20 protein-coding genes and 1 tRNA gene are annotated in these 23,159 nt (G+C 55.0%); 16 read left to right on the top strand and 5 right to left on the bottom strand.

The features are described 5' to 3' along the window. Nucleotides 1-2: 2 nt before the first annotated feature. Nucleotides 3-1,223: a cysteine desulfurase gene (locus GG681_RS02435; protein WP_153544701.1), complete on the top strand. Its 1,221-nt coding sequence runs from the start codon at nt 3-5 to the stop codon at nt 1,221-1,223. Nucleotides 1,224-1,662: 439 nt separating this feature from the next. Next, nucleotides 1,663-2,319, top strand: a complete 657-nt coding sequence (locus GG681_RS02430) for a type 1 glutamine amidotransferase family protein (RefSeq protein ID WP_153544699.1) — start codon at nt 1,663-1,665, stop codon at nt 2,317-2,319. A gap of 162 nt (nt 2,320-2,481) precedes the next feature. On the opposite strand, the gene GG681_RS02425 is transcribed toward GG681_RS02430, so the two are convergent. Both GG681_RS02425 and GG681_RS02420 read right to left on the bottom strand, forming a co-directional pair. Beyond that, a tRNA-Arg gene (locus GG681_RS02425) sits at nt 2,482-2,558 on the bottom strand. Between the two features lie 149 nt (nt 2,559-2,707). Continuing rightward, nucleotides 2,708-3,277, bottom strand: coding sequence for a YcbK family protein (locus GG681_RS02420; protein WP_153544697.1), 570 nt, complete (start codon nt 3,275-3,277; stop codon nt 2,708-2,710). Between the two features lie 367 nt (nt 3,278-3,644). Here GG681_RS02420 and GG681_RS02415 point away from each other — a divergent pair, with 367 nt between their 5' ends. The 4 genes from GG681_RS02415 to GG681_RS02400 are packed head-to-tail and all read left to right on the top strand — an operon-like array spanning nt 3,645 to nt 7,906. Then, entirely contained in the window at nt 3,645-5,264 is a 1,620-nt protein-coding gene (locus GG681_RS02415) for a L,D-transpeptidase family protein (RefSeq protein ID WP_153544695.1), read from the top strand. A gap of 38 nt (nt 5,265-5,302) precedes the next feature. After that, a complete protein-coding gene (gene lpxD / locus GG681_RS02410) occupies nt 5,303-6,376 on the top strand; it encodes a UDP-3-O-(3-hydroxymyristoyl)glucosamine N-acyltransferase (protein WP_153544693.1) in 1,074 nt (357 codons plus the stop codon). A gap of 48 nt (nt 6,377-6,424) precedes the next feature. Beyond that, nucleotides 6,425-6,679, top strand: coding sequence for an acyl carrier protein (locus GG681_RS02405; RefSeq protein WP_153544691.1), 255 nt, complete (start codon nt 6,425-6,427; stop codon nt 6,677-6,679). Nucleotides 6,680-6,697: 18 nt separating this feature from the next. After that, nucleotides 6,698-7,906 carry a beta-ketoacyl-[acyl-carrier-protein] synthase family protein gene (locus tag GG681_RS02400; protein WP_153544689.1) on the top strand — a complete coding sequence of 403 codons (1,209 nt, stop codon included), beginning with the start codon at nt 6,698-6,700 and terminating at the stop codon, nt 7,904-7,906. Between the two features lie 73 nt (nt 7,907-7,979). Here the strand turns inward: GG681_RS02400 and GG681_RS02395 are convergent, their stop codons facing one another. After that, complete coding sequence (locus GG681_RS02395; RefSeq protein ID WP_153544687.1) at nt 7,980-8,645, bottom strand: invasion associated locus B family protein; 666 nt, start codon at nt 8,643-8,645, stop codon at nt 7,980-7,982. Nucleotides 8,646-9,177: 532 nt separating this feature from the next. Here GG681_RS02395 and GG681_RS02390 point away from each other — a divergent pair. Continuing rightward, nucleotides 9,178-10,719: a helicase HerA-like domain-containing protein gene (locus tag GG681_RS02390; RefSeq protein WP_153544685.1), complete on the top strand. Its 1,542-nt coding sequence runs from the start codon at nt 9,178-9,180 to the stop codon at nt 10,717-10,719. Nucleotides 10,720-10,796: 77 nt separating this feature from the next. Continuing rightward, a complete protein-coding gene (locus tag GG681_RS02385; RefSeq protein WP_153544683.1) occupies nt 10,797-11,903 on the top strand; it encodes a PQQ-dependent sugar dehydrogenase in 1,107 nt (368 codons plus the stop codon). Here the strand turns inward: GG681_RS02385 and GG681_RS02380 are convergent. Then, nucleotides 11,900-12,886 carry a GlxA family transcriptional regulator gene (locus GG681_RS02380; protein ID WP_153544681.1) on the bottom strand — a complete coding sequence of 329 codons (987 nt, stop codon included), beginning with the start codon at nt 12,884-12,886 and terminating at the stop codon, nt 11,900-11,902. The genes GG681_RS02385 and GG681_RS02380 overlap by 4 nt on opposite strands. 185 nt (nt 12,887-13,071) lie before the next feature. Between GG681_RS02380 and GG681_RS02375 the strand changes: the two genes are divergently transcribed. Continuing rightward, nucleotides 13,072-14,442 carry a class II 3-deoxy-7-phosphoheptulonate synthase gene (locus tag GG681_RS02375; protein ID WP_153544679.1) on the top strand — a complete coding sequence of 457 codons (1,371 nt, stop codon included), beginning with the start codon at nt 13,072-13,074 and terminating at the stop codon, nt 14,440-14,442. Nucleotides 14,443-14,626: 184 nt separating this feature from the next. Here the strand turns inward: GG681_RS02375 and GG681_RS02370 are convergent, their stop codons facing one another. After that, on the bottom strand, nt 14,627-15,484 hold the full coding sequence (locus tag GG681_RS02370; RefSeq protein WP_153544677.1) for a PAS domain-containing protein: 858 nt from the start codon (nt 15,482-15,484) through the stop codon (nt 14,627-14,629). A gap of 242 nt (nt 15,485-15,726) precedes the next feature. Between GG681_RS02370 and GG681_RS02365 the strand changes: the two genes are divergently transcribed. From GG681_RS02365 to pstA, 7 genes are all read left to right on the top strand, one after another. Next, nucleotides 15,727-16,623 (top strand): YicC/YloC family endoribonuclease, encoded by an 897-nt coding sequence (locus GG681_RS02365; RefSeq protein WP_153544675.1) that lies wholly within the window; start codon nt 15,727-15,729, stop codon nt 16,621-16,623. A gap of 24 nt (nt 16,624-16,647) precedes the next feature. Beyond that, entirely contained in the window at nt 16,648-17,289 is a 642-nt protein-coding gene (gmk, locus tag GG681_RS02360; RefSeq protein WP_153544672.1) for a guanylate kinase, read from the top strand. Next, complete coding sequence (locus tag GG681_RS02355) at nt 17,286-17,807, top strand: gamma carbonic anhydrase family protein (RefSeq protein ID WP_153544670.1); 522 nt, start codon at nt 17,286-17,288, stop codon at nt 17,805-17,807. The genes gmk and GG681_RS02355 overlap by 4 nt, the downstream gene beginning before the upstream one ends. A 130-nt stretch (nt 17,808-17,937) precedes the next feature. Continuing rightward, nucleotides 17,938-18,990: a sensor histidine kinase gene (locus GG681_RS02350; protein ID WP_153544668.1), complete on the top strand. Its 1,053-nt coding sequence runs from the start codon at nt 17,938-17,940 to the stop codon at nt 18,988-18,990. 201 nt (nt 18,991-19,191) lie between these two features. After that, nucleotides 19,192-20,247: a substrate-binding domain-containing protein gene (locus GG681_RS02345; RefSeq protein ID WP_153544666.1), complete on the top strand. Its 1,056-nt coding sequence runs from the start codon at nt 19,192-19,194 to the stop codon at nt 20,245-20,247. A gap of 107 nt (nt 20,248-20,354) precedes the next feature. Beyond that, nucleotides 20,355-21,827, top strand: coding sequence for a phosphate ABC transporter permease subunit PstC (gene pstC / locus GG681_RS02340; RefSeq protein ID WP_153544664.1), 1,473 nt, complete (start codon nt 20,355-20,357; stop codon nt 21,825-21,827). Then, complete coding sequence (gene pstA, locus GG681_RS02335; protein WP_153544662.1) at nt 21,827-23,152, top strand: phosphate ABC transporter permease PstA; 1,326 nt, start codon at nt 21,827-21,829, stop codon at nt 23,150-23,152. The genes pstC and pstA overlap by 1 nt, the downstream gene beginning before the upstream one ends. Nucleotides 23,153-23,159 lie beyond the last annotated feature (7 nt).

Below are 23,159 nucleotides of genomic sequence, written 5' to 3'. Positions count from 1 at the left end.
CCATGTATGATATTGAAAAAATCCGCTCCGACTTCCCGATCCTGTCGCGCGAAGTAAACGGCAAACCCCTGACCTATCTTGATAACGGGGCCTCGGCACAAAAACCCAAGGCGGTGATTGATGCAACCACCACGGCGTATGCAGAGGAATATTCCAATGTTCACCGTGGCTTGCACTATCTTTCTAATCTCGCAACCGAGAAATATGAAAGCGTCCGTGGCACTATCGCGCGGTTTTTGAACGCCGCTCACGAAGATCATATCGTTCTGAACTCCGGCACCACCGAAGGCATCAATTTGGTGGCTTACGGCTGGGCGATGCCACGTCTTGAAGCAGGCGATGAAATCCTTTTGTCCGTCATGGAGCACCACGCCAATATCGTGCCCTGGCATTTCCTGCGCGAACGCAAAGGGGTCGTGCTGAAATGGGTGGATGTGGATGCGGATGGCAGCCTTGATCCGCAAAAGGTGCTCGACGCGATCACTCCAAAGACAAAACTCGTGGCAATTACTCAATGTTCCAATGTGTTGGGAACGGTTGTTGATGTAAAATCCATCACCGCTGGCGCACAGGCCCTTGGGGTTCCAGTGTTGGTGGATGGCTCACAGGGCGCGGTGCATATGCCCGTGGATGTACAAGACATCGGGTGTGATTTCTACGCGATCACCGGGCACAAACTCTATGGTCCATCCAGCTCTGGTGCGATCTACATCCGTCCGGAACGTATGGCCGAGATGCGACCCTTTATCGGCGGCGGTGATATGATCAAGGAGGTCAGCAAAGACGCGGTGATCTACAATGATCCACCGATGAAGTTTGAGGCGGGCACCCCTGGCATTGTACAGACCATCGGTCTTGGCGTTGCGCTCGATTATATGATGGAGCTGGGGATGGACAATATCGCCGCCCATGAAGCCAGCCTGCGCGACTATGCACAATCGCGATTTGCCGGGCTGAACTGGCTGAATATTCAAGGGCACGCACCGGGTAAGGCGGCTATTTTCAGCTTCACCCTGAATGGTGCAGCGCATGCCCATGACATTTCCACCATTCTGGACCGCCGCGGTGTTGCCGTGCGGGCAGGTCACCACTGTGCCGGGCCATTGATGGACCACCTGGGTGTATCGGCAACCTGTCGCGCGTCCTTTGGCCTATATAACACCAAGGAAGAAATCGACACTTTGGTGGATGCGCTGGAGCTCGCGCAAGAGCTGCTCAGCTGAGCTTAAATGCTGCGCGGGCAGGGGCCTGCGCAGCGCCGAATCTCTTTCGCAGTCGGCATCTCTTTTATTTTCCATTCAAATCCAACCTTTGAGAGTGCCATCAAAAGGTCCAAACCATCACGGAAGATCGTGATGCCACTCTGATATCCAGTTGCGCGTGCAAACACAGAAACTGCGCACCGCGATTTGAGCTGTGAATTTGTAAAGATCCGCCAACAAACGACGCTTTCACGGTTACCGTTACAGCTGGCAACCCCTTGAAACGGTGAGCTTGCGAAAAAAACCTTTGGTTACTTTTGCCAAAATCGAATTTTCCGGCCCGAAATTCGTCACTCTCTCGTGACTTCCAGCGACCTATACATATACGGTTTTTGGTCTCATCCATTGTGATACCTTCGGGGAATGCTCCCCAAGAAGGCAAAAAACTTTGGAGCATATTATGAACATTCCAGACCAAACCTCCCGTAATGTATTTGGTGCAGGTTCGCTGCTGTCGCTTGCAAAAACCATGGCTTTTGTGATGGCGGGTTTGACGACGCTGATGGGCACATCAGCCCAGGCCGACGAAGATGACACCTTCCGCATTGGCGTCATGCTGTTTGACAGCAACCTCACCAGTGACGTGACCGCTCCGCTTGAGGTTTTTGGCGCAGCAATCACCAATGAGGTGATTGAAGATGTGGAAATCGTCACCATCGCGACCAAAGCAGGCCTGATTAAAACCCACGAAGGCCTGATGATTGCAGCCGAATATAGTGTCGACAACGCGCCTGAGCTTGAAGCCATTCTGGTGGGCAGCAGCTACGATATGGACAGCGTGCTGGCGGATGACGCGGGGTTTCTGAAAGGCGTGCGCGCGACCACTTATCCCGGCGGTGAAATCTGGCTGAAACTGAACCACCCATCGATCAACATCGACATTAATGAAACGGTTGTGGTCGACAAGAACGTGATCACCAGCAATGGCCCTATGGTGAGCTGTGCAGCCGCGTTCAAACTGCTGGAAAAAGTGTCCGGTGAAGACAAAGCACAAGAAATCTCAGAGCTGCTGTATTTCCCGCGCCTTGTACGCGCTTATCATGAAGCCAATTCCTAAACCTCTATAAACGCGATGAAATCAAGCCAGGCGGCGGCCGACAAGGCCCCCTTAGCCTGGCTTTTATCGTTCAAGCTGGCGTTATATCTATTCACCACAAACAGCACCTGTTACATGTACCATATACATGCGGGTCGGCGTTTTCATAAGTGATTGATTTTATGGCGCACCCGAGAGGATTCGAACCTCTGGCCTCTGCCTTCGGAGGGCAGCGCTCTATCCAGCTGAGCTACGGGTGCCTGTCTGCGCGGTATAGCTTTGCCTGCCTGTCACTGCAACGGGAAAATGCGTGTTTCTGCAAAGAGTGCTACGCTTGATACAACTGGGCTCATGCGCAAAAATAAACCCCGGGACCGGATCACGGGGTCTTGGCAAATTTCTGTCTGGATCAACCGCGCCAGCTACGCACCACACCACAATCCATATGCACAAAGTTGGAGCCATGGTATCTGCCAACGCCACCGGCACGGCAAGATTGTGCAGCTGCCGCCATTTGGGAAACCGAACGTGTCGCCAGACGCAGATCCGCAGCTTTACCCTGCATGTGCAAAGAGTTCTTCGCCACACCGCGGGACCGGCGGCGCAACATTGCGTTGGTCTGAGGGCTGCGATAGCCCGACAATAGCAAGTAGGGTTCGCTCACATCCAAAAGGTTGTGGGAGGCTGTCATGATATCGATCGTGCGCAGATCCACCGATATAACCTGATCGGTGCGCCAGTCACGCATGAAGTGATTCACTTCTTTCAGGGCGTCTTTGATGTATTCGCCTTCGATCCAATAGATCATATCGAGGCGCTCGCCGGTGCGGCCTGAGTACATGCGGATGCGTCGGATATCACCGGCACCGCGCAGAAAACCCGCTGCGTTAGAAAAAGTTGGAGCCGCTGCAACCGCTGTTGCCGCAAATGCACCCAAGATTGCTCGCCGGCTAAACCGGTCCTGTTTGGTTTCTGCCATAGTTTACTGCGCCGTCCCGTACGCGAGTTATTGTCCTGCCTCTGGCCCGATGTTACGGACCGTTTGTGAGTACCTAGCGATGTGAAATCTATTACACAGTAGGAATAATCTGCCAAGATTTGTTTACCAAGAATGGACATTCTGCCGATTTTTAGGCGAAAATTTGCGCAGGAGGGGAGTGTTACTCAGGATTTCCCCCTAAAGAAGTCACTGTTTATGCGGACTTGCGGTGTTGGTGCACCACCTGCTAACTTAATCGCCCTAAATTACAAAATGTGAATGGACCTCAGATGGTTTTTGCCGAAAAACCGTCGTTAACCATTTCGAATTGCCGCGATTCATACCTTTTTTGTCAAGGATCTAGAGAATGCCGAACGTTGATCAGTCGTCCCGCGCACCCTGGCTAAGAGCAGGGCTTTTTGCCCTGGCGCTTGGAGGTTTGATGCTCACAAGCCCATCTGCGCAGGCACAGGTCACAGCATTCAAACAAGCGGTGGCTGAAGCCGCGTCCGACAATTCCTCGGTTGCGTCATTTTACCGGAAAAACGATTTCAACGGCCTGTGGACCGGATCTGACGATGCTTCACGCCTGCGCCGCCAGGCGCTGTTTCGCGCGCTTGAAGATGCAAATGCACATGGGCTTCCGGATCAGTCCGTCACTATTGCCAACCTGACTGCGCAGCTCAAAGGGGTGCAAACCACACGGGATCTGGGCCGGGTTGAGGCCGCGATGAGCAAAGCGTTCATCGACTATGCCCAAGATATGAAAACCGGCCTTCTGGTGCCGTCGCGCATTGACGAAGGCATGGTGCGCAAAAAGACAAAATTGGATGGCGGCGCGCTGCTGGAAGGACTGTCCCAAAGCCAGCCTGCTGCCTTTATGCGCCAGTTGGTTCCGACCTCTGCACAGTACCGCGCCCTGATGCGGGAGAAGATCCGGCTGGAGCGGGTTGTGGCCAAGGGTGGCTGGGGGAAACCAGCTCCAAAAGGCAAATACGAACCCGGAGATACCGGCGCGGGTGTTGTTGCGCTGCGCAACCGTTTGATCGCCATGGGCTACCTTGATCGCAGCGCATCGGCGGAATTTGATGCAGCGCTCGCCAATGCAATTCTTGAATTTCAGGGCGCACATGGGCTTGAGCAGGATGGCGTTGCCGGTGAAGGCACCATCAATGAAATCAATGTGGCAGCGCGGGATCGTCTGAAATCCATCATTGTTGCGATGGAGCGTGAGCGCTGGCTTGCCCCGGAACGCGGCAACCGTCACGTTCTGGTCAATCAAACCGATTTCAGCGCGACAATTGTCGACAACGGCGAAATCACTTTCCAGACCCGCTCGGTTATTGGCAAAAACACCAGCGATCGCCGTTCGCCTGAATTTTCCGATGTTATGGAGCATATGGTGATCAATCCGAGCTGGTATGTGCCGCGCTCGATCATCACCAAGGAATATCTGCCCAAATTGCGTGCAAATCCCAACGCGGTTTCGCATCTGCAGGTCACAGACAATCGCGGCCGGGTGGTGAAACGCGGCTCAGTCGATTTCTCTAAATACACGGCAAGAACCTTCCCTTATGCGATGAAACAGCCCCCCAGCACGAGCAATGCGCTGGGTTTGGTAAAGTTCATGTTCCCGAACAAATACAATATCTACCTGCACGACACGCCGCAAAAACACCTGTTCTCGCGCGAAGTGCGGGCCTATTCCCACGGCTGCATCCGTCTGGCGCAACCCTTTGAATTTGCGTATGCATTGCTGGCCAAGCAGACCGAAGATCCAGAAGCGTTCTTCCAGCGCATTCTGAAATCGGGCCAGGAGACAAAGGTCAACCTGAAAGAACATGTGCCGGTACACATCATCTATCGCACCGCATTTGTGCCCAACAAAGGCCCCGCAGAATTCCGCCGTGATGTTTACGGGCGTGATGCAAAAGTTTGGGCCGCATTGGAACGGGCAGGGGTGGCGCTGCCCAGCGTTCAAGGGTAAAGATCGGGGCCTATCCAACTGCTGAGGAAGAGGCCCCGATGTTCACTGTTCGCGAGATTGCTGAGGCCCTGGGAGCGCAAGCTGCCGGAGATCTTGACCTGACCATCACCGGCGCGGCCGAACCTCAGGATGCGGGGGCAGGCCAGCTTGCCATGGCAATGGATCCTAAATACGCCGACAAACTTGAGGCGGGCGCGGCCGAAGCAGCCATCCTGTGGGACGGCGCGGATTGGGAAAGCTTTGGCCTGAAGGCTGCGATCTTTGCCACCCGTCCACGCATGGCTATGGCGGGCGTCACCGCCCAGCTCGATCCCGGTCAGCATTTTGGCGAAGGCATCCACCCAAGTGCGGTGATCGATCCCTCTGCCGAGCTTGCGGATGATGTAAATGTTGGCCCGCTGGCGGTGGTTGGACCACGCGCAAAGATCGGCGCAGGCTCTTGTATTGGGCCGCAGTGTTTTATTGGCGCAGACGTCACCATGGGCGCGGGCGCAGCGCTGCGCGAAGCGGTAACCATCGGCGCACGCACCACCATTGGCGTAAACTTCCGCGCCCAGCCCGGAGCGCGGGTTGGCGGCGACGGCTTTTCTTATGTGACCCCCGAAGTATCCGGTGTTGAAAAGGCGCGTGAAACCCTTGGTGATCAGGGCGACGTCAAAGCACAGGCCTGGGAACGCATCCATTCGCTCGGGGCTGTCACCATTGGTGACAATGTGGAGCTTGGCTCAAATGTTACCATCGACAATGGCACCATCCGCGACACTGTGGTTGGCGACGGTTCCAAGCTCGATAATCAGGTTCATATCGGCCACAACACCCGCGTCGGGCGTGACTGCCTGCTGTGTGGTCAGGCTGGCGTTTCCGGTTCAGTTGAGATCGGAAATAACGTGGTGCTGGGTGGTAAAGTTGGCGTCAGTGACAATATCTTTATCGGCGACGGGGTGATTGCTGGTGGCAGCTCGATCATTTTGTCCAATGTTCCGGCTGGTCGGGTGATCCTAGGCTACCCGGCTGTCAAAATGGAGACACATACGGAGATGTATAAGGCACAACGGCGACTGCCACGGCTGATGCGCGATATCGATGCGCTGAAAAAGGCTGTTTTCAAATAGGCAATCTGCCGCTACATCACCTCAAGCACCAAGGATTGGAGAGGCGCAATGAGCACTCAAGATAAGGTCATCGAAATCATTGCCGAACAGGCAGTACTTGAGCCGTCCGATGTGAAGCTTGACAGCACACTCGAAGATCTGGGCATCGACAGCCTTGGGTTGGTTGAAAGCATCTTCGCGATTGAGGAAGCTTTTGACATCTCTGTGCCGTTCAATGCGAATGAACCAGAACAAAGCGATTTTGATATCTCCAATGTTGCCGCTATTGTCGCGGGCATTGAAAAACTCATCGCTGAAAAATAAGTTATTTAGATCAATAGTATGAAACGCGTAGTTATTACCGGGGCCGGAACAATCAATGCACTGGGCCATTCGGTGCCCGACACGCTGGACGCCATGCGCGAAGGCCGGTGTGGCATTGGTCAGCTGGACTTTCAGGATGTGGATCGCCTGTCGATCAAAATTGGCGGCCAGGTACGCGGCTTTGAGGCCGAAGGCCGCTTCAACCGCCAGCAAATGGCGCTTTATGATCGCTTTACCCAGTTCACTTTGATCGCCACCAAAGAAGCCATCACCCAATCCGGGCTGGAATTTACCGGCGATCTTGCTGCACGTTCCGGTGTGGTTCTGGGAACCGCGGGCGGAGGCGTATCCACCTGGGATGCCAATTACCGATCAGTCTATGAGGACGGTAAAAACCGCGTGCACCCGTTTGTTGTGCCCAAGCTGATGAACAATGCCGCCGCAAGCCATGTCTCGATTGAGTATAACCTCAAAGGACCGAGCTTTACGGTTTCCACTGCCTGCGCGTCGTCAAACCACGCCATGTCACAGGCGTTTCAGATGGTCCGTTCCGGCATGGCACCCGCAATGGTCACGGGTGGATCCGAATCCATGCTCTGCTTTGGTGGGGTAAAGGCCTGGGAAGGTCTGCGGGTGATGTCAAAAGACGCCTGCCGCCCCTTTAGCGCCAACCGCAATGGCATGGTACAGGGCGAAGGCGCTGGGGTGTTTGTGTTTGAAGAATATGAACACGCCAAGGCACGCGGAGCTGAAATCCTCTGCGAGGTTATCGGCAGTGCAATGTCATCGGATGCTGCCGATATCGTGATGCCAAGCAAACAAGGTGCTGCACGTGCAATTTCCGGGGCGCTGAAAGATGCCCGCGTTGACCCATCTGACGTGGGCTATATCAACGCCCATGGCACCGGAACCGCTGCAAACGACAAAACCGAATGCGCTGCCGTTGCCGATGTCTTTGGTCCGCATGCCGACAATCTGATGATTTCATCAACAAAGTCGATGCACGGTCATTTGATTGGCGGCACCGGCGGGGTTGAGCTTTTGGCCTGTATCATGGCGCTGCGCGACGGCGTTATTGCCCCCACAATTGGATATGAAGAGCACGATCCCGAATGTGCTTTGGACGTGGTGCCCAATGAAGCGCGCGATGCCAAGGTCAATGTGGTGCTGAGCAACGCTTTTGCCTTTGGTGGCCTGAACGCAGTGCTGGCACTGCGCGCCGTTTAACATCGGAAATCACAACAAAAAGGCCGCGTGAACCTATGTTCGTGCGGCCTTTTTATTATTCAGAAAGAAGCGCTTACTGCTTTACCAGGTCCACAACTTTGTAGCCTGCGGTAAAGCCGCTCAGCGATACATTCATATCGATCACCTGATCAGGGGCCTGCGCCGGACGCAGCGACATAACCGCAGCATTGCCACGCTTATAGGCGTCAATATCTTCTTGGGTCAGGCCGATTTGGGCAACGCAGCCAAGTGAGTTACAGAAAGAGAACCCATAGCGTTTAGCCGGAGCACCATCGATTGCAATGGTCAGACCTGCGGTCAACAGGGTTTCAAGCGGCACAATCACCGTAGCACCAGCAACGGCCGGGCTGTTTGCGCTTTCGATGCGGAACATGGAAATTTCCGCCAACGGGTTGCCATTGCTGTCGAGCACAATCTGCAACAGCGAGCAGGGGTCCTGTTCGGCTTCGGTTTTTACACAGGCCAGATCCCAATCGCCGTGCTTTTCCTTGGAATAGCGCTCACCAAGGCGCGGGCCGTTTTGGACTTCTTGGCCCAGATCAAGTGCAGGACCGTTGGAGCCTGCGCCCTGCTCGGATTGACCTTGCTGTTCGGGTTGAGCGGCCGGTGCCTCTCCTGCGGTTGCATCAGGTGTTTGCGTTTCCGCATCCTGGGCTGCGACAGAAGTGGTCAGTGCCATAGCGACAGCAAAAGTGATTGGCGTCAGCGACTTAAACATGAATGCCTCTTGGATTTATGAAGGTCTTTGCAACACGTTCTCTAACACGGCAAGTGCGAGGTGTCAGCGAAATATCGACAAAAGCAGCGGTCTTTTACCGGTGACGTGGTGATGTAAAACGATCACGGAAAACTGCCGAAACATACAGAGTCAAAAAGGAAACCCGAAGGTTTCCTTTTCGATATTTCTCCCCATCGGACTGGCCGACTTAGTTATTTGAGAGGAAGGTTACGTAAGGGGGGCACATCGGTCAACAGCCAATGACGAAAAAATGACACTTTTCCCTAAATGGCCCTCAAACATGGGTAAATTCGCGTATTCCTGCTGACAATGTCGCTTTTGCACCGTTACATGACCAAAACGACTGATGAGGATGCGCAAAAAAAGGCCGTGCGCGAAGCACGGCCAGTCTGACAGGGAGGAAATGACCACCGATACATCCGCATATGTTCCGTTGGTCAGTTTCTACCATACGCTGTATTCGTTAACCATCGGTTGCCAAATTGAATGCAATTCCACTTATGGAGACCCCATGACAAATCCTGTTTTTATCGGCGGCGGTGGTGAAAACTATCAGGTAAAACAATTCCTTGACTGTAAGTATGCTAACCGTCACGGACTGATCGCAGGTGCAACAGGAACAGGTAAAACTGTAACGTTGCAAATCTTGGCTGAAAGTTTCTCGGCGCGTGGGGTGCCTGTGATTCTGACCGACATCAAAGGCGACCTCTCTGGCCTCGCCAAAGCGGGCAGCGCGGAACATAAGCTGCACGAAGCGTTTCAATCGCGCGCGCGCCAGATCGGATTTGAAGGGTATGGCTATCAAAATGTACCCGTCACATTTTGGGATCTCTTTGGAAAACAGGGCCATCCCGTGCGCACAACCGTGGCCGAAATGGGGCCTTTGCTGTTGTCACGGCTGCTTGAACTCAGCGAAACCCAAGAAGGGATCCTGAACATTGCGTTCCGTCTGGCCGACGAAGACGGTCTGCCACTGTTGGATCTAAAAGACCTGCAGGCGCTGCTGGTCTGGGTGGGCGAAAATCGCAAGGAACTCTCTCTGCGCTATGGCAATGTTTCCACCGCTTCAATCGGAGCCATTCAGCGCCGTTTGCTGGTGCTGGAAAACCAGGGCGGCAATGCGTTCTTTGGCGAACCTGCGCTGGAGCTCTCGGATCTCATGCGCCAATCCACCGATGGGCGCGGCATGGTCAATATTTTGGCCGCCGATCAGCTGATGTCGTCACCGCGGCTCTACTCAACCTTTCTTTTGTGGCTGTTGAGCGAGCTGTTCGAAGAACTGCCTGAGGTGGGCGACCCCGAAAAACCGCGCCTTGTGTTCTTTTTCGATGAGGCGCATCTGCTGTTTGATGACGCGCCTAAGGTTTTGATCGATAAGGTTGAACAGGTTGCACGCCTGATCCGTTCAAAAGGGGTTGGTGTCTATTTCATCACCCAATCGCCCGCTGACGTGCCCGAAGATATCCTTGGCCAGCTTGGCAATCGTATCCAGCACGCGCTGCGCGCCTTTACCGCGCGGGATCGTCGCAACCTAAAACTGGCGGCAGAAACCTATCGCGACAACCCCGCGTTTTCGACCGAGGACGCCATTCGCGAGGTTGGCGTGGGTGAGGCCGTGACCTCGTTTTTGCAGAAAAAAGGTGTGCCTGGCGTTGTAGAGCGCACCTTGATCCGCCCGCCAAGTTCACAACTTGGCCCGCTTGCTGATGCCGACCGTGAGGCGATCCTGTCATCTTCGGCCTTGGGGTTGAAATACAATCAGGCGGTGGATCGTAAATCCGCCTATGAAATCCTCAAGGCACGCGCGGATACGGCCGCGGCAGAAGCCGCAAAAGCGGAAAAGGTCGCCGAAGAGGCCCCACCGATGGAGCGCGAGTTCAGCGCCGCGCGCAGGTTTTCAGGCAGCCGGGTTGGTCGGTCCAGCGCGCGCAGCTATCGCAAGAAAGATACCTTTGCCTCAGCAATGTCAGATGCGGTGATCAAAGAGCTCAAAGGCACCACCGGTCGTCGCATTGTGCGCGGCATTCTGGGCGGCTTGTTCAAAGGGCGCTGACAGATATGTGATCTTTTGCCGGGCTCGCCGGGCGCTCTCGGCGGGCTATAGTGATGCCAAACCAACGGAGGCACGCCATGTTTCGCAGAGTTTACGGATCCATATTTGCTGCTGCTTTGGCAGGATTTGCGACCTTGGCCGGTGCCGAAACGCTGCAAACCAGTGCCGGGCCGGTCGAGCTGACAAAAATGGCTGAAGGGTTGGATGTGCCCTGGGGGTTTGACTTTCTGCCAGATCAAAGCGTGCTGATCACTGACCGGGGCGGTCGCCTGTATCACCTGAAGGATCAGAAGCTTTCCAAAATCAAGGGCGTGCCCAAAGTGGCCGAGGTCGGGCAGGGCGGGCTGCTGGATATCTTGGTGCCCCGCGATTTTGCCACGCAGCGCGAAATCCTGCTGACGCTTTCGCGCGCTACAAAAGGCGGCGCAGGTACTGCAGTGGTTGCCGCAAAGCTGAGCGCAGATTTCAGCACAATTGAAAGCGCCCAGCTGCTGTTGCAGGTGCGGGGCGCAAAAGGCGGTCGCCATTTTGGCTCCCGCATTGTTGAGGCCAAGGATGGATCGCTTTTTGTGACCTCAGGCGAACGCGGCGATCGCCCGAGCGCACAGAACAATCGTAACCTGCAAGGCACCATTTTGCGGATCCATCGCGACGGCAGCCCGCATAGATCAGCGCCTTTTGCAAATATGCCAGACGCACGTGATGAAATCTGGTCGTTTGGTCATCGCAATCCGCAGGGCCTTGCACTGGATGCACAGGGCAGGCTCTGGGCAGTGGAACATGGCGCGCGTGGTGGTGATGAAATCAACCGCATCCACAAAGGTGCAAACTATGGCTGGCCGGTGATCGCCTATGGGCGACACTATTCGGGGGCACAAATCGGCGAAGGTCAGGCCAAAGATGGGATGGAGCAGCCAGCGTTTTATTGGGATCCCTCAATCGCGCCCTCGGGCTTGATGATCTATTCCGGCACGCTCTGGCCTGAATGGAAGGGTGATTTCTTTGTTGGGTCTTTGAAATTTGACTATATCGCCCGGCTTGATGGCGCCCCAATGCAAGAACGCGAACAAATTCGCCATGACCGCACCGGGCGCATCCGCGACATTCGCGAAGCGCCCGATGGCAGCATCTGGTTTGCCTCTCAATCCGAAGGGGCGCTGTTTCGGATAAGCCCGGCGAATTAGGCTGTGTTCTCTTCTCCGGCACCGCGCGTACCGCGCTCCCGGTACGGCGTGGTGTTATAATGTGATCGATAGCATTTGGAGAAATGCGACGGCGATGCAAAACCACAGGCAAGCGCCACATTGATCACGCTGAGGTCGGTCTGCATCAAAAGATTGCGCGCTTTTTGCAGCCTGAGCTCCATGTAGTAGCGTTTGGGCGAACGATTGAGGTAGCGCCGGAACAGACGCTCCAGCTGGCGCGTCGACATGCCAACCTCTTGCGCCAGTATCGAAGGGCTGATCGGCTCTTCAATGTTGATTTCCATCTTCTGGATCACCTGCGAGAGCTTTGGATGGCGCACGCCAATGCGGGTTGGCACTGACAAACGTTGGCTGTCGCTTTCTGTGCGAATACTGGAATAGATCATCTGATCCGCCACCGCGTTGGCCAAATCTTCACCGTGGCTGCCAGCAATCAGATTGAGCATCAGATCAATGGATGCGGTGCCACCAGCGGCAGAGATTCGCTTACCATCCACCACATAGACCGATTTGGTCAGATCCACATCCAGGAACTCTTCTGTGAAACCGTCAATATTTTCCCAGTGGATGGTTGCGCGTTTGCCGTCCAACAGCCCGGCTTTGGCCAACGCATATGACCCGGTGCAAATACCGCCGATGGATACACCTTTACGGGTCTCGCGCCGCAACCACCCCAGCAGTTTGGCGGTGGTAGATTCGGCCACATGCACGCCACCACAAACCAGCACCACGTCGTCGCGGCGCAGCTCGATAAACCCATCGTCCAGCAGGAACGAAGGACCGGCAGAACAGCGCACTTCCTGGCCGTTCTCGCCCAGCATGATCCACTCAAACAGAGTTTCACCACTCATTTTGTTGGCTAAACGTAAACTATCCAAAGCTGACGCAAACGGCAGCAAGGTAAAGTTTTCCAACAACACAAAAACAAACCGCTTAGGCGGCGCCGCTGGCTGAGCGTTCATGTTATACACCTGCAGACAATGTGGGTACGAAGGGCGAGTGAGGCCCATTTCACTTCTTGGATACTAACCCTGCCCATAGGATGCCTATTTGGTCAAGCCTTCGTAAATCGGAACTGGCCACAAGCCGTAGGTTTTTGTATAGCTAGCCAGCAATTATAATGGATCGTGATCCCGGAGACCAACCGATGAGTGAGTGGCAAAAAACCACCTGGCGCAATAAGCCCCGGGTACAGATGCCGGACTATACAGACCAAAACGCTCTGAATGCGGTGGAAACGCAGCTCGGCAAATACCCTCCGCTGGTGTTTGCAGGCGAAGCGCGCCGTCTGAAACAACACCTAGGTGCCGCTGGCCGGGGTGAGGCGTTTTTGCTGCAAGGCGGCGACTGCGCCGAGAGCTTTGATCAATTCAGCGCCGATGCCATTCGCGACACATTTAAGGTCATGCTACAAATGGCGCTGGTTTTGACCTATGCCGCCAAAGTACCCGTGGTCAAAGTGGGCCGTATGGCAGGCCAATTCGCCAAACCGCGCTCGGCACCAACCGAAACCGTAGATGGCGTGGAACTGCCCAGCTACCGCGGCGACATCATCAACGAGCTGGCTTTTACCTCTGACTCGCGCATCCCCAACCCGCAAAAGATGCTGCAGGCCTACACCCAGGCGGCGGCAACGCTGAACCTGCTGCGCGCCTTTTCCACCGGTGGTTACGCGGATCTCAACCAGGTTCACGCCTGGACGCTTGGCTTTACCGAGACCGAAAAAGCCGAAACCTACCGCGCAATGGCCAGCCGCCTGACCGATACGCTTGATTTCATGAAGGCCGCAGGCATCAACAATGATGTTTCGCACCAGCTGCAATCTGTAGAATTCTACACCAGCCACGAAAGCCTGCTGCTGGAATACGAAGAGGCGTTAACCCGTCTTGATTCGACCTCGGGCAAATGGCTTGCAGGGTCTGGCCATATGATCTGGATCGGCGATCGCACCCGCCAGCCTGATGGCGCCCATGTTGAATTCTGCCGTGGGGTGTTGAACCCGATTGGCCTGAAATGTGGCCCATCCACCAGCGCTGAAGATCTGAAAGTGCTGATGCAGAAGCTAAACCCCGAAAACGAAGAAGGCCGCCTGACATTGATCGCGCGCTTTGGCGCAGGCAATGTAGGTGATCACCTGCCGCGCCTGATCAAAGCGGTTCAGGAAGAGGGTGCAAATGTCACCTGGGTCTGTGATCCGATGCATGGCAACACCATCAAATCGGCAACCGGTTATAAAACCCGCCCGTTTGAACGGGTTCTGGGCGAAGTGCGTGACTTCTTCGGCGTGCACAAGGCCGAAGGCACCATTCCAGGCGGCGTTCATTTTGAAATGACCGGTCAGGATGTCACCGAATGCACCGGCGGTGTTCACGCGGTGACCGAAGAAGATCTGTCAGCACGCTATCACACAGCCTGTGACCCGCGCCTCAATGCCAGCCAATCATTGGAACTGGCCTTCCTCGTGGCAGAAGAGCTGGTCAAACAGCGCGCTGACACAGCTCAGGATGTAGCAGTTTAAACTGCCCTCAAAACACTTTGAAAAAGGCGTGCGCAAGCGCGCCTTTTTTTATGGGTCGCAACGAGGCAGGGTTACACCTGCCAAAATGGGAAACGCCCCGGACATTCTGTCACGAGGCGCTGTTGCTTTCAGGATGACGACCAATTCATTCTAAAAGCAGGATAAATTTTCACTATCGGGGAGGTTAATCCCGGCTGGACACCAGACGCAGATGCGTCCCACGGGCCGCTTTGGGCTGAACCGGATTAGCCTCGTCTTGGCTGGTTTCACCCTGTTTACTTTCAGTGTCCTGACGCGCAGCCTCATTCAGTTTACGGCGTTTCAGCAGCTCACGGGCTTCGTCCATAATGCTGGGCTCAGCTTTGAACCGCGTCTGAGTTTCGGCAAAACCGGGGTTCACGGTATTTTTCTCAGCCGCTTTTTCGACGTCTTTGGTGTCTTTCGCCGCATCTGAGGTTGCCGAAGCCAGCGGAGCCGCTGCAATGGTACGCATATCGATATCTTCGATCGAGAACCGCTGCGACAGGCCGTTTGGGTTACCTTCTGAGACAAATACACCCAAGGCGCGGCTGATATCGCCAAGATCGCTGCGCAGTGGCAGCAGCAGAATATGTGCTTCACGCGGGCCATGGCTGCGGGTGCTTTCGGTCAGCAGGCTCAGCTCTACGATGGCGGGCGTTTCAAACATATGCTCCATCGCGGCGCCAAGCTGTTTGCGCGCATCCGGTGTGAAAAACGCGCTCAGCGGCATGCCACGCACTTCCATTCCGGCCATCTCATTGACCTTTTGACCGGCCAGACGGAACCGCGCAATACCCGGTGCAATCCGTTCAACAATAAAGGTCTGGCTCAGGATGTTTTCCAGCCCGCGCGGATCAACCTGCGACCGGTTCGGCACATCATCGCCCTGACGCAGCGCCTGCCAATAAGCTTCGGCCTGACGCATAGGAGACACTGATACCTTGTTGCGAAAACGCCCAATGGATACCACTTTGTCCTGCTCCGACCCTTGTTTAGATCCTTTGCGACCGCCAAAAAACATTGTCGTTATCCTTATGCATCCGCTTTGGACTATCCGCCAAGATGACACCCCATCGTGTACTCTGGCTTAGTCCTCTTTTGGTTACCTTGAAGTTAACATGCCATAATATGAATCAATTTTGGACGACTTCTTTAAGCAATGGTTAACGCTTTCGTATAGTCGCATATTCTTGTGCTCTTGTCCTACGCCCTTAGCAGCAGGTAAGACTGGGCTATTCCTTTGTTTTATGACGGAGTTCTCTTATGACCATTCGCTCCATGACCGGGTTCGCTTCCTCACAGGGCAGCGCCCAATCCCACGCCTGGAGCTGGGAAATCCGCTCTGTGAACGCAAAAGGATTAGACCTACGCTTGCGTATACCCGACTGGCTCGAAGGGCTGGAACAACACCTGCGTTCTACCTTGAGTAAGTCCTTGGCCCGTGGGAATATCTCCTTCTCGTTGCGGATCAGCCGCGAAGATGAGGATGGTCAAAGCTACCGCCTGAACCCGCAGGCGCTGGGATCTATCCTTTCGGCAATGGGCCAAGCCCAAAGCGCAGCAGAGGCCGCCGGGGTGACACTTTCGCAATCCAGCGTGGCGGATCTGTTGTCGATCCGTGGCATTCTGGAACAGGATCAAAGCGAAACGGATCCAGCCCCGATCGTGGCCGCGCTTAAAAAGGATTTCGAAACCCTTTTGGCAGAATTCGTTCAAATGCGTGACCAAGAGGGCAGCGCGCTTGAAGAAATTCTACTGGGCCAACTCAAACAGATGTCGGATCTGCGCGCCCGCGCCATTGCCTGCGCCGATGATCGCAAAGCCGCCGCCAAAGAGACCTTGCGCGCCAATCTCGCCCGCGTGGTGGAAAATGTTGACGGGCTTGATCAAGACCGCGTGGCGCAGGAGTTGGCGCTTTTGTCAGTTAAGGCGGATGTCACCGAAGAAATCGACCGGCTGCATGCCCATATTACGGCCGCTCGTGATTTGATTGCTGGTGGTGGTGCCGTAGGGCGCAGACTTGATTTCCTGATGCAGGAATTTAACCGCGAGGCAAACACGCTCTGCTCCAAGGCGCAGCACAGTGAACTGACCGCGGTGGGGCTAGAAATGAAAGCGGTGATTGACCAAATGCGCGAGCAGGTCCAGAACATCGAATAACACTAAAGATAAGGAGCAGCTGCCATGGACGATCGTCGCGGCCTTTTGATCATTCTAAGCTCACCTTCGGGTGCGGGTAAATCGACCCTGGCCAAACGGCTGCGGGCCTGGGATGACAGCATTCGGTTTTCGGTGTCTGCCACCACCCGCCAGCCGCGCCCCGGCGAAGAGGATGGTCAGGATTATCATTTCTCCACCGTTGATAATTTCAAAAGCGCTGTTGCCAATGGCGATATGCTGGAGCACGCGTTTGTCTTTGGTAATTTCTACGGCTCTCCCAAGGGCCCGGTGAAAAACGCAATTGATACCGGACAGGACGTCTTGTTTGATATCGACTGGCAGGGTGCGCAGCAGATCCGCAATTCTGACCTTGGTCAGCACACGCTATCGATCTTCCTGTTGCCGCCCTCAATCACTGAGCTGCGCCGCCGTCTGGAAAGCCGTGGTCAAGATGATGCGGAAACCATCAAACGCCGGATGCAGAAAAGCTGGGATGAAATCAGCCATTGGGGATCTTACGACCATGTTCTGGTCAACGATGATCTCGATGCCACCGAGGCCGCGCTGAAAACCATCATTACGGCCACCCGCCTGCGCCGCATTCAACAGCCACAGCTGCTCGATCATGTGCGCGCGCTGCAAAGCGAGTTTGAGGAAATGTCATGACGATCTACGCGCTTGGTGAGTTTGAGCCTACAATTGCACAGGACAGCTGGATTGCACCCGATGCCAACCTGATCGGGCAGGTGGTGATCGAAGAGGGCGCTTCGGTCTGGTTTTGCTCCACCATTCGTGCCGACCATGAGGAAATCCGCGTCGGTGCCGGATCCAATGTGCAGGAAAACGTGGTGATGCATGTGGATGCGGGTTTTCCGCTGACCATCGGTAAAAACTGCACCATTGGCCATAAGGCGATGCTGCATGGCTGCACCATTGGCGAAAACTCCCTGATTGGCATGGGGGCAACTGTGCTGAATGGCGCAAAGATCGGCCGCAACTGCCTGATTGGGGCAGGGGCGCTGATCACCGAAGGTAAGGAAATCCCAGACAATTCTCTGGTCATGGGGGCTCCCGGCAAAATCATCCGCACGCTGGATGCTGCAGCCGAGGAAAAACTACACCAGAGCGCCTTGGGCTATCAGCGCAATATGCGCCATTTCCGCGAGAACCTGCGCGCGTTGTAACCTCTCAGGGCTGCAACGCCGGGCCGCGCCATATAAGGTAGCAGGCGCTTTTGTGGTGTTTTTCAGCTTGTGCCATGTGCAGTTTACAATGGTGGGGTAGCAAGCTGCACCAAATTTAGGACAATAACGAATGCCCCAGGAAAATCAGGACCTCATTCGCGGCTTTTTGGATGCTATTCCTCAGCCTGCACTTCTTGTTGATCAAAGCGAACGCTTGATTGGGGCAAACTCGGCGGCGGTTGCGCTGTTGGGCAATACCATTGTTGGACGTCACTTCGCCACCATCCTGCGCCAGCCACAGGTGATTTCTGCAATCGAAACCTGCCTGCATGAACGCGCGCCCAAAACCGCGCGCCACCTGTCCAACGATGGGGCGCAAGACACCTGTTTCGAAGTCACCCTGCGCTATGTGCCCGGTATTGGCGCGGTTTCTGGCGGGGCGGCGCTTTTGTCATTTATGGACATTACCGAACGTGAACAGGCCAGCCAGATGCGGCGCGATTTTGTCGCCAATGTCAGCCATGAGCTGCGCACGCCTTTGACGGCGTTGATGGGGTTTATCGAAACCCTGCGCGGCCCGGCCCGTGATGATCCCGAAGCGCGGACGCGTTTTCTTGACATCATGGAAGGTGAGGCCAGCAGGATGAACCGTCTTGTTGGCGATCTCTTGTCGCTCAACCGCGTTGAAAGCGAGGAACGTGTTCGCCCCAAGGAAGTGATGGATCTCAACGGGCATCTGGCCTCGACCATCAAAACGCTTGAGCCACTGGCGCGGGCACAGGACACCACATTGGAACTCTATGTGCCCGAAGAGCCGATTGAAGTGCTTGGCGATCCGGACCAGTTGCAGCAGGTGTTCACCAATCTGGTTGAAAACGCGATCAAATACGGCGGCGACCGGGTTGAGCTGCGCCTGCATGCCAGCGAACGTGACCGGGCCGTGCGCGGTCCTGCTGCGCGCATTCAGGTCATTGATAATGGTCAGGGCATAGATCCGGTGCATTTGCCACGGCTGACAGAGCGGTTTTACCGTGCTGACAGTCACAGATCCCGCGAAATGGGCGGCACCGGGCTTGGACTGGCAATTGTAAAACACATCGTTAACCGGCACCGCGGCCGCATGCGGGTCGAAAGCGATGTGGGCAAAGGTTCGGTGTTTACCGTTATTTTGCCTTGTTCCTGAGTGTTTTACCCAGATTAAAGCACCGCATGACACCAGAATAAAAAGACAAACAGTGGCGAAGGTTACTTTTTTTATTCGTTAATGGCCCATTGTCATACTGCTGTTACATACCTGTCACAAAAGGCTCATGCGACGTGCTTACCACCTGCGTCAGATCATCGTGGGGGTGATCGAATAAACTTCTTACTCATGGAGACAGATATGTCCTTTGTGAAACTGACCGCATCCGCCCTGGCCATCGCAGCCGTATCCGCAACAGCTGCTTCGGCACGTGACCAAGTTCAGGTTGCTGGTTCGTCCACCGTTCTGCCTTACGCGTCTATCGTTGCTGAAGCATTTGGCGAAAACTTCGACTTCCCAACACCTGTTGTTGAGTCCGGTGGTTCTTCTGCTGGCCTGAAGCGCTTCTGCGAAGGCGTTGGCGAAAACACCATCGACGTTGCAAACGCATCGCGCAAAATCAAAGACAAAGAAATCAAAGCCTGTGCCGAAGCTGGTGTTAAAGACATCATCGAAGTACGCATCGGTTATGATGGCATCGTGTTCGCATCCGACATCAAAGGCAACGATTTTGCCTTCACCCCAACCGATTGGTTCCTGGCTCTGTCAGACAAAGTTCTGGTTGACGGCAAGCTGGTTGCAAACCCGAACAAAACCTGGGCCGACGTAAACGCAGCGTTCCCTGCGCAAGACATCCAGGCCTTCATCCCAGGCACCAAGCACGGCACCCGTGAAGTGTTTGAAGACAAAGTGATCCTGGCAGGCTGTGAAGCCACCGGCGCATTCGAAGCAATCCTGCACACCGTTGACGGTGACAGCGACAAAGCCAAGAAAAAAGCAGCTGAAAAAGCCTGTATCGCTCTGCGTACCGATGGCGTTTCCGTTGACATCGACGGCGACTACACCGAGACCCTGGCACGTATTGAGAGCAACAAAGACGGCATCGGCGTCTTTGGTCTGGCGTTCTACGAGAACAACACCGACAAGCTGCAAGTTGCAACCATGTCCGGCATCGTTCCTTCGACCGAATCCATCGCAACCGGCGAATACCCTGTATCTCGCCCGCTGTTCTTCTACGTGAAGAAAGCACACATCGGTGTGATCCCTGGCCTGAAAGAATATGCTGAGTTCTTCGTATCTGACGAAGTAGCAGGTTCCGACGGTCCTCTGTCCGAGTACGGTCTGGTTGCTGACCCTGAGCTGGTAAAAACTCAGGAAGCAGTTGCTGCTGAAGCAGTAATGGGCGGCAATTCTTAATCGCCCCCCGCACACTTAAATAGGTGGCCGGGGTGGGGATAACCTGCCCCGGCCACTTTCATACCGAAACCCTCGCTCATAGTTGCGCACCCGAACCGGAGCAAAAGATGCCCACTTTCTGGCTTGTTGCGACCCTCCTTGCGCTCGCCCTCGTTGGTTTTGTCATTGGACGCCAACGTGCAATCGCCACCGCAGGAGGAAATGCAAAAGAATTGCATTCGCTTCCATCATATTACGGCCATAACGTTGCCTTCACGACGCTTGTACCTGCATTGGGTGCTTTGGCAATCTGGCTGCTAGCGCAGCCGGTTTTTATTGAATCCCGGGTTTCCAACCTGATCCCCGATACCATCGCAGCAGATGATCAAACGCTTGGTCTGGTGATGAGCGATGTGCGTCGGGTGGCAGAAGGGCTGGATATCGCCGTTGAGCGTGGCGCGATGAGCGCCGAACAATCTGTTGCACTTGATGCCGAAACCACCGATGTGCGCGCACGTCTTGGTGAAGTGGGCGTGGCCCTTGGATCTGAAGTGCGACCAGAGGTTCTGGCTGCCGCGCAAAAATTTCGGGTTATGACCACAACAGGCAGACGCGCCATGACCATTGTGGTTGCGTTGATTGCGCTGTTTGGTTTTGCCACATCCTACATGAAATCGCATAAGGATTTCCGCGCCCGCAATGTGGTTGAAAAGGGTGTCATGACCCTGCTGATCCTGGCGGCATCGCTGGCGATCCTCACCACCATTGGCATTGTGCTGTCGATGTTCTTTGAGACCATCAATTTTTTCAAACTGCATGAAGCGCGTGATTTCTTCTTTGGCTCCACCTGGGCGCCGAACTTCCGCGGAGACTCGGAACTGTCGATCCTGCCGCTGTTGTGGGGCACGCTTTACATCTCAGTCATCGCGCTGTTGGTGGCGGTGCCGATTGGCCTGTTTGCAGCAATCTACCTGTCTGAATACGCTAACAAAGCCGTGCGTTCCTTTGCCAAACCTTTGCTGGAAATTCTCGCAGGTATCCCAACAATCGTTTACGGCCTGTTTGCGCTGTTGACCGTTGGCCCAATGCTGGTGAACTTCTTCGGCAAAGGCGGCACAATGGGTGTTGAATGGATGGCGGGTGCCACCTCGGTTCTGACCGCGGGTGTGGTGATGGGCATTATGCTGATCCCTTTTGTGTCTTCGCTGTCTGATGACATCATCAACGCGGTACCACAGGCCATGCGCGATGGCTCGCTTGGTCTTGGTGCGACAAAATCTGAAACCATCCGCCAGGTGGTTATGCCTGCGGCGCTTCCGGGTATCGTTGGCGCGGTGCTTCTTGCTGCTTCTCGCGCGATTGGGGAAACCATGATCGTGGTGATGGGGGCAGGGGCGATTGCCAAGTTCTCCGCCAACCCGCTCGAAAGCATGACCACCATCACCACCCGTATCGTCAGCCAGCTGACCGGCGACACTGATTTTGCCTCACCTGAAACGCTGGTGGCCTTTGCACTGGGGCTGACACTCTTTGTCCTCACGCTTGGCCTGAACGTTCTGGCGCTATACATCGTGCGCAAATACCGGGAGCAGTACGAATAATGTCCGATACATCAAAAACCTCCCTGCTGGCGCTGTCGCCACGCACAAAAAAGCGCAATGCTGCCGAAAGACGCTTCCAGGCCTTTGGCATTGCCGCAATTGCAATTGGTCTTTTGATGCTGGTGATCCTTGTCACCAATATCATCGGCCGCGGTACAGGCGCGTTCCAACAGACCTTTGTCACCGTTGATGTGGAACTTCTTGAAAGCAAGCTCGACAAAAAGGGCAACCGCAATCTGGAAGACATCAAAAAGGTCACAACCTTTGGCTACAACCCGCTCATTCGCGGTGCCGTGCAAGCCAAAGTTGAAGAGCTGGGCATTGAAACTTCGCTCAAAGCCAAAGATCTGGCGGGCATCCTCTCAAAAGGGGCCGTTGGTCAGCTGCGCGAATATGTGATCAACAACCCGGATCAAATTGGGAAAACGGTTGAATTCCGCTTCCTCGCACAAAGCCGCGTAGATGGTTATCTGAAAGGCCGCGTCACACGCGAAAGCATCGCCAACGACAAGGCAATCAGCCCCGCGCAGCTTGATCTGGTGGATGCGCTGGTTGCAGCAGGCGTAGTCGAAAAAACCTTCAACATGGATTTCATCCTTGGTGCAGATGCCTCTGACCAACGTCCCGAGGCGGCCGGTATCGGTGTCGCAATGCTCGGTTCCCTGTTCATGATGCTTGTGGTTCTGGCGCTGGCGCTGCCCATCGGTGTGGCTGCATCGATCTACCTCGAAGAGTTCGCGCCAAAGAACCGTCTGACCGACATTATTGAGGTCAACATTTCCAACCTCGCCGCGGTTCCATCAATTGTGTTTGGTATTCTGGGCCTTGCGGTTTTCATCAACTATCTGCACCTGCCCACATCCGCACCATTGGTTGGTGGTCTGGTTCTGACGCTGATGACCTTGCCAACAATCATCATCTCTACTCGCGCAGCCCTAAAGGCGGTTCCACCGTCGATCCGGGATGCGGCACTGGGGGTCGGGGCATCCAAGATGCAGGCGGTGTTCCACCACGTGCTGCCACTGGCCGCGCCCGGCATCCTGACCGGCACCATCATTGGTCTGGCACAGGCGCTTGGTGAAACCGCTCCGCTGTTGCTGATTGGTATGGTTGGCTTTATCGCTTCCAACCCGCCGGAAACGCTTGTCGATGGCCTCCTGGCCCCGAACTCCGCAATGCCTGCGCAAATCTACGAGTGGGCCAAACGCGCCGACCCTGCGTTTTATGAACGCGCCTGGGGTGGCATTATCATCCTGCTCGTGTTCCTTGTCACAATGAACACTCTCGCCGTCATCCTGCGTCGTCGCTTTGAGCGCCGCTGGTAACTGGAGG

It is taken from the genome of Tritonibacter aquimaris (assembly GCF_009617595.1).
Lineage (GTDB): Bacteria > Pseudomonadota > Alphaproteobacteria > Rhodobacterales > Rhodobacteraceae > Epibacterium > Epibacterium aquimaris.
The sequence above is the reverse complement of the archived record's forward strand: the minus strand, read 5'-3'. Positions and strand labels throughout refer to the sequence as shown.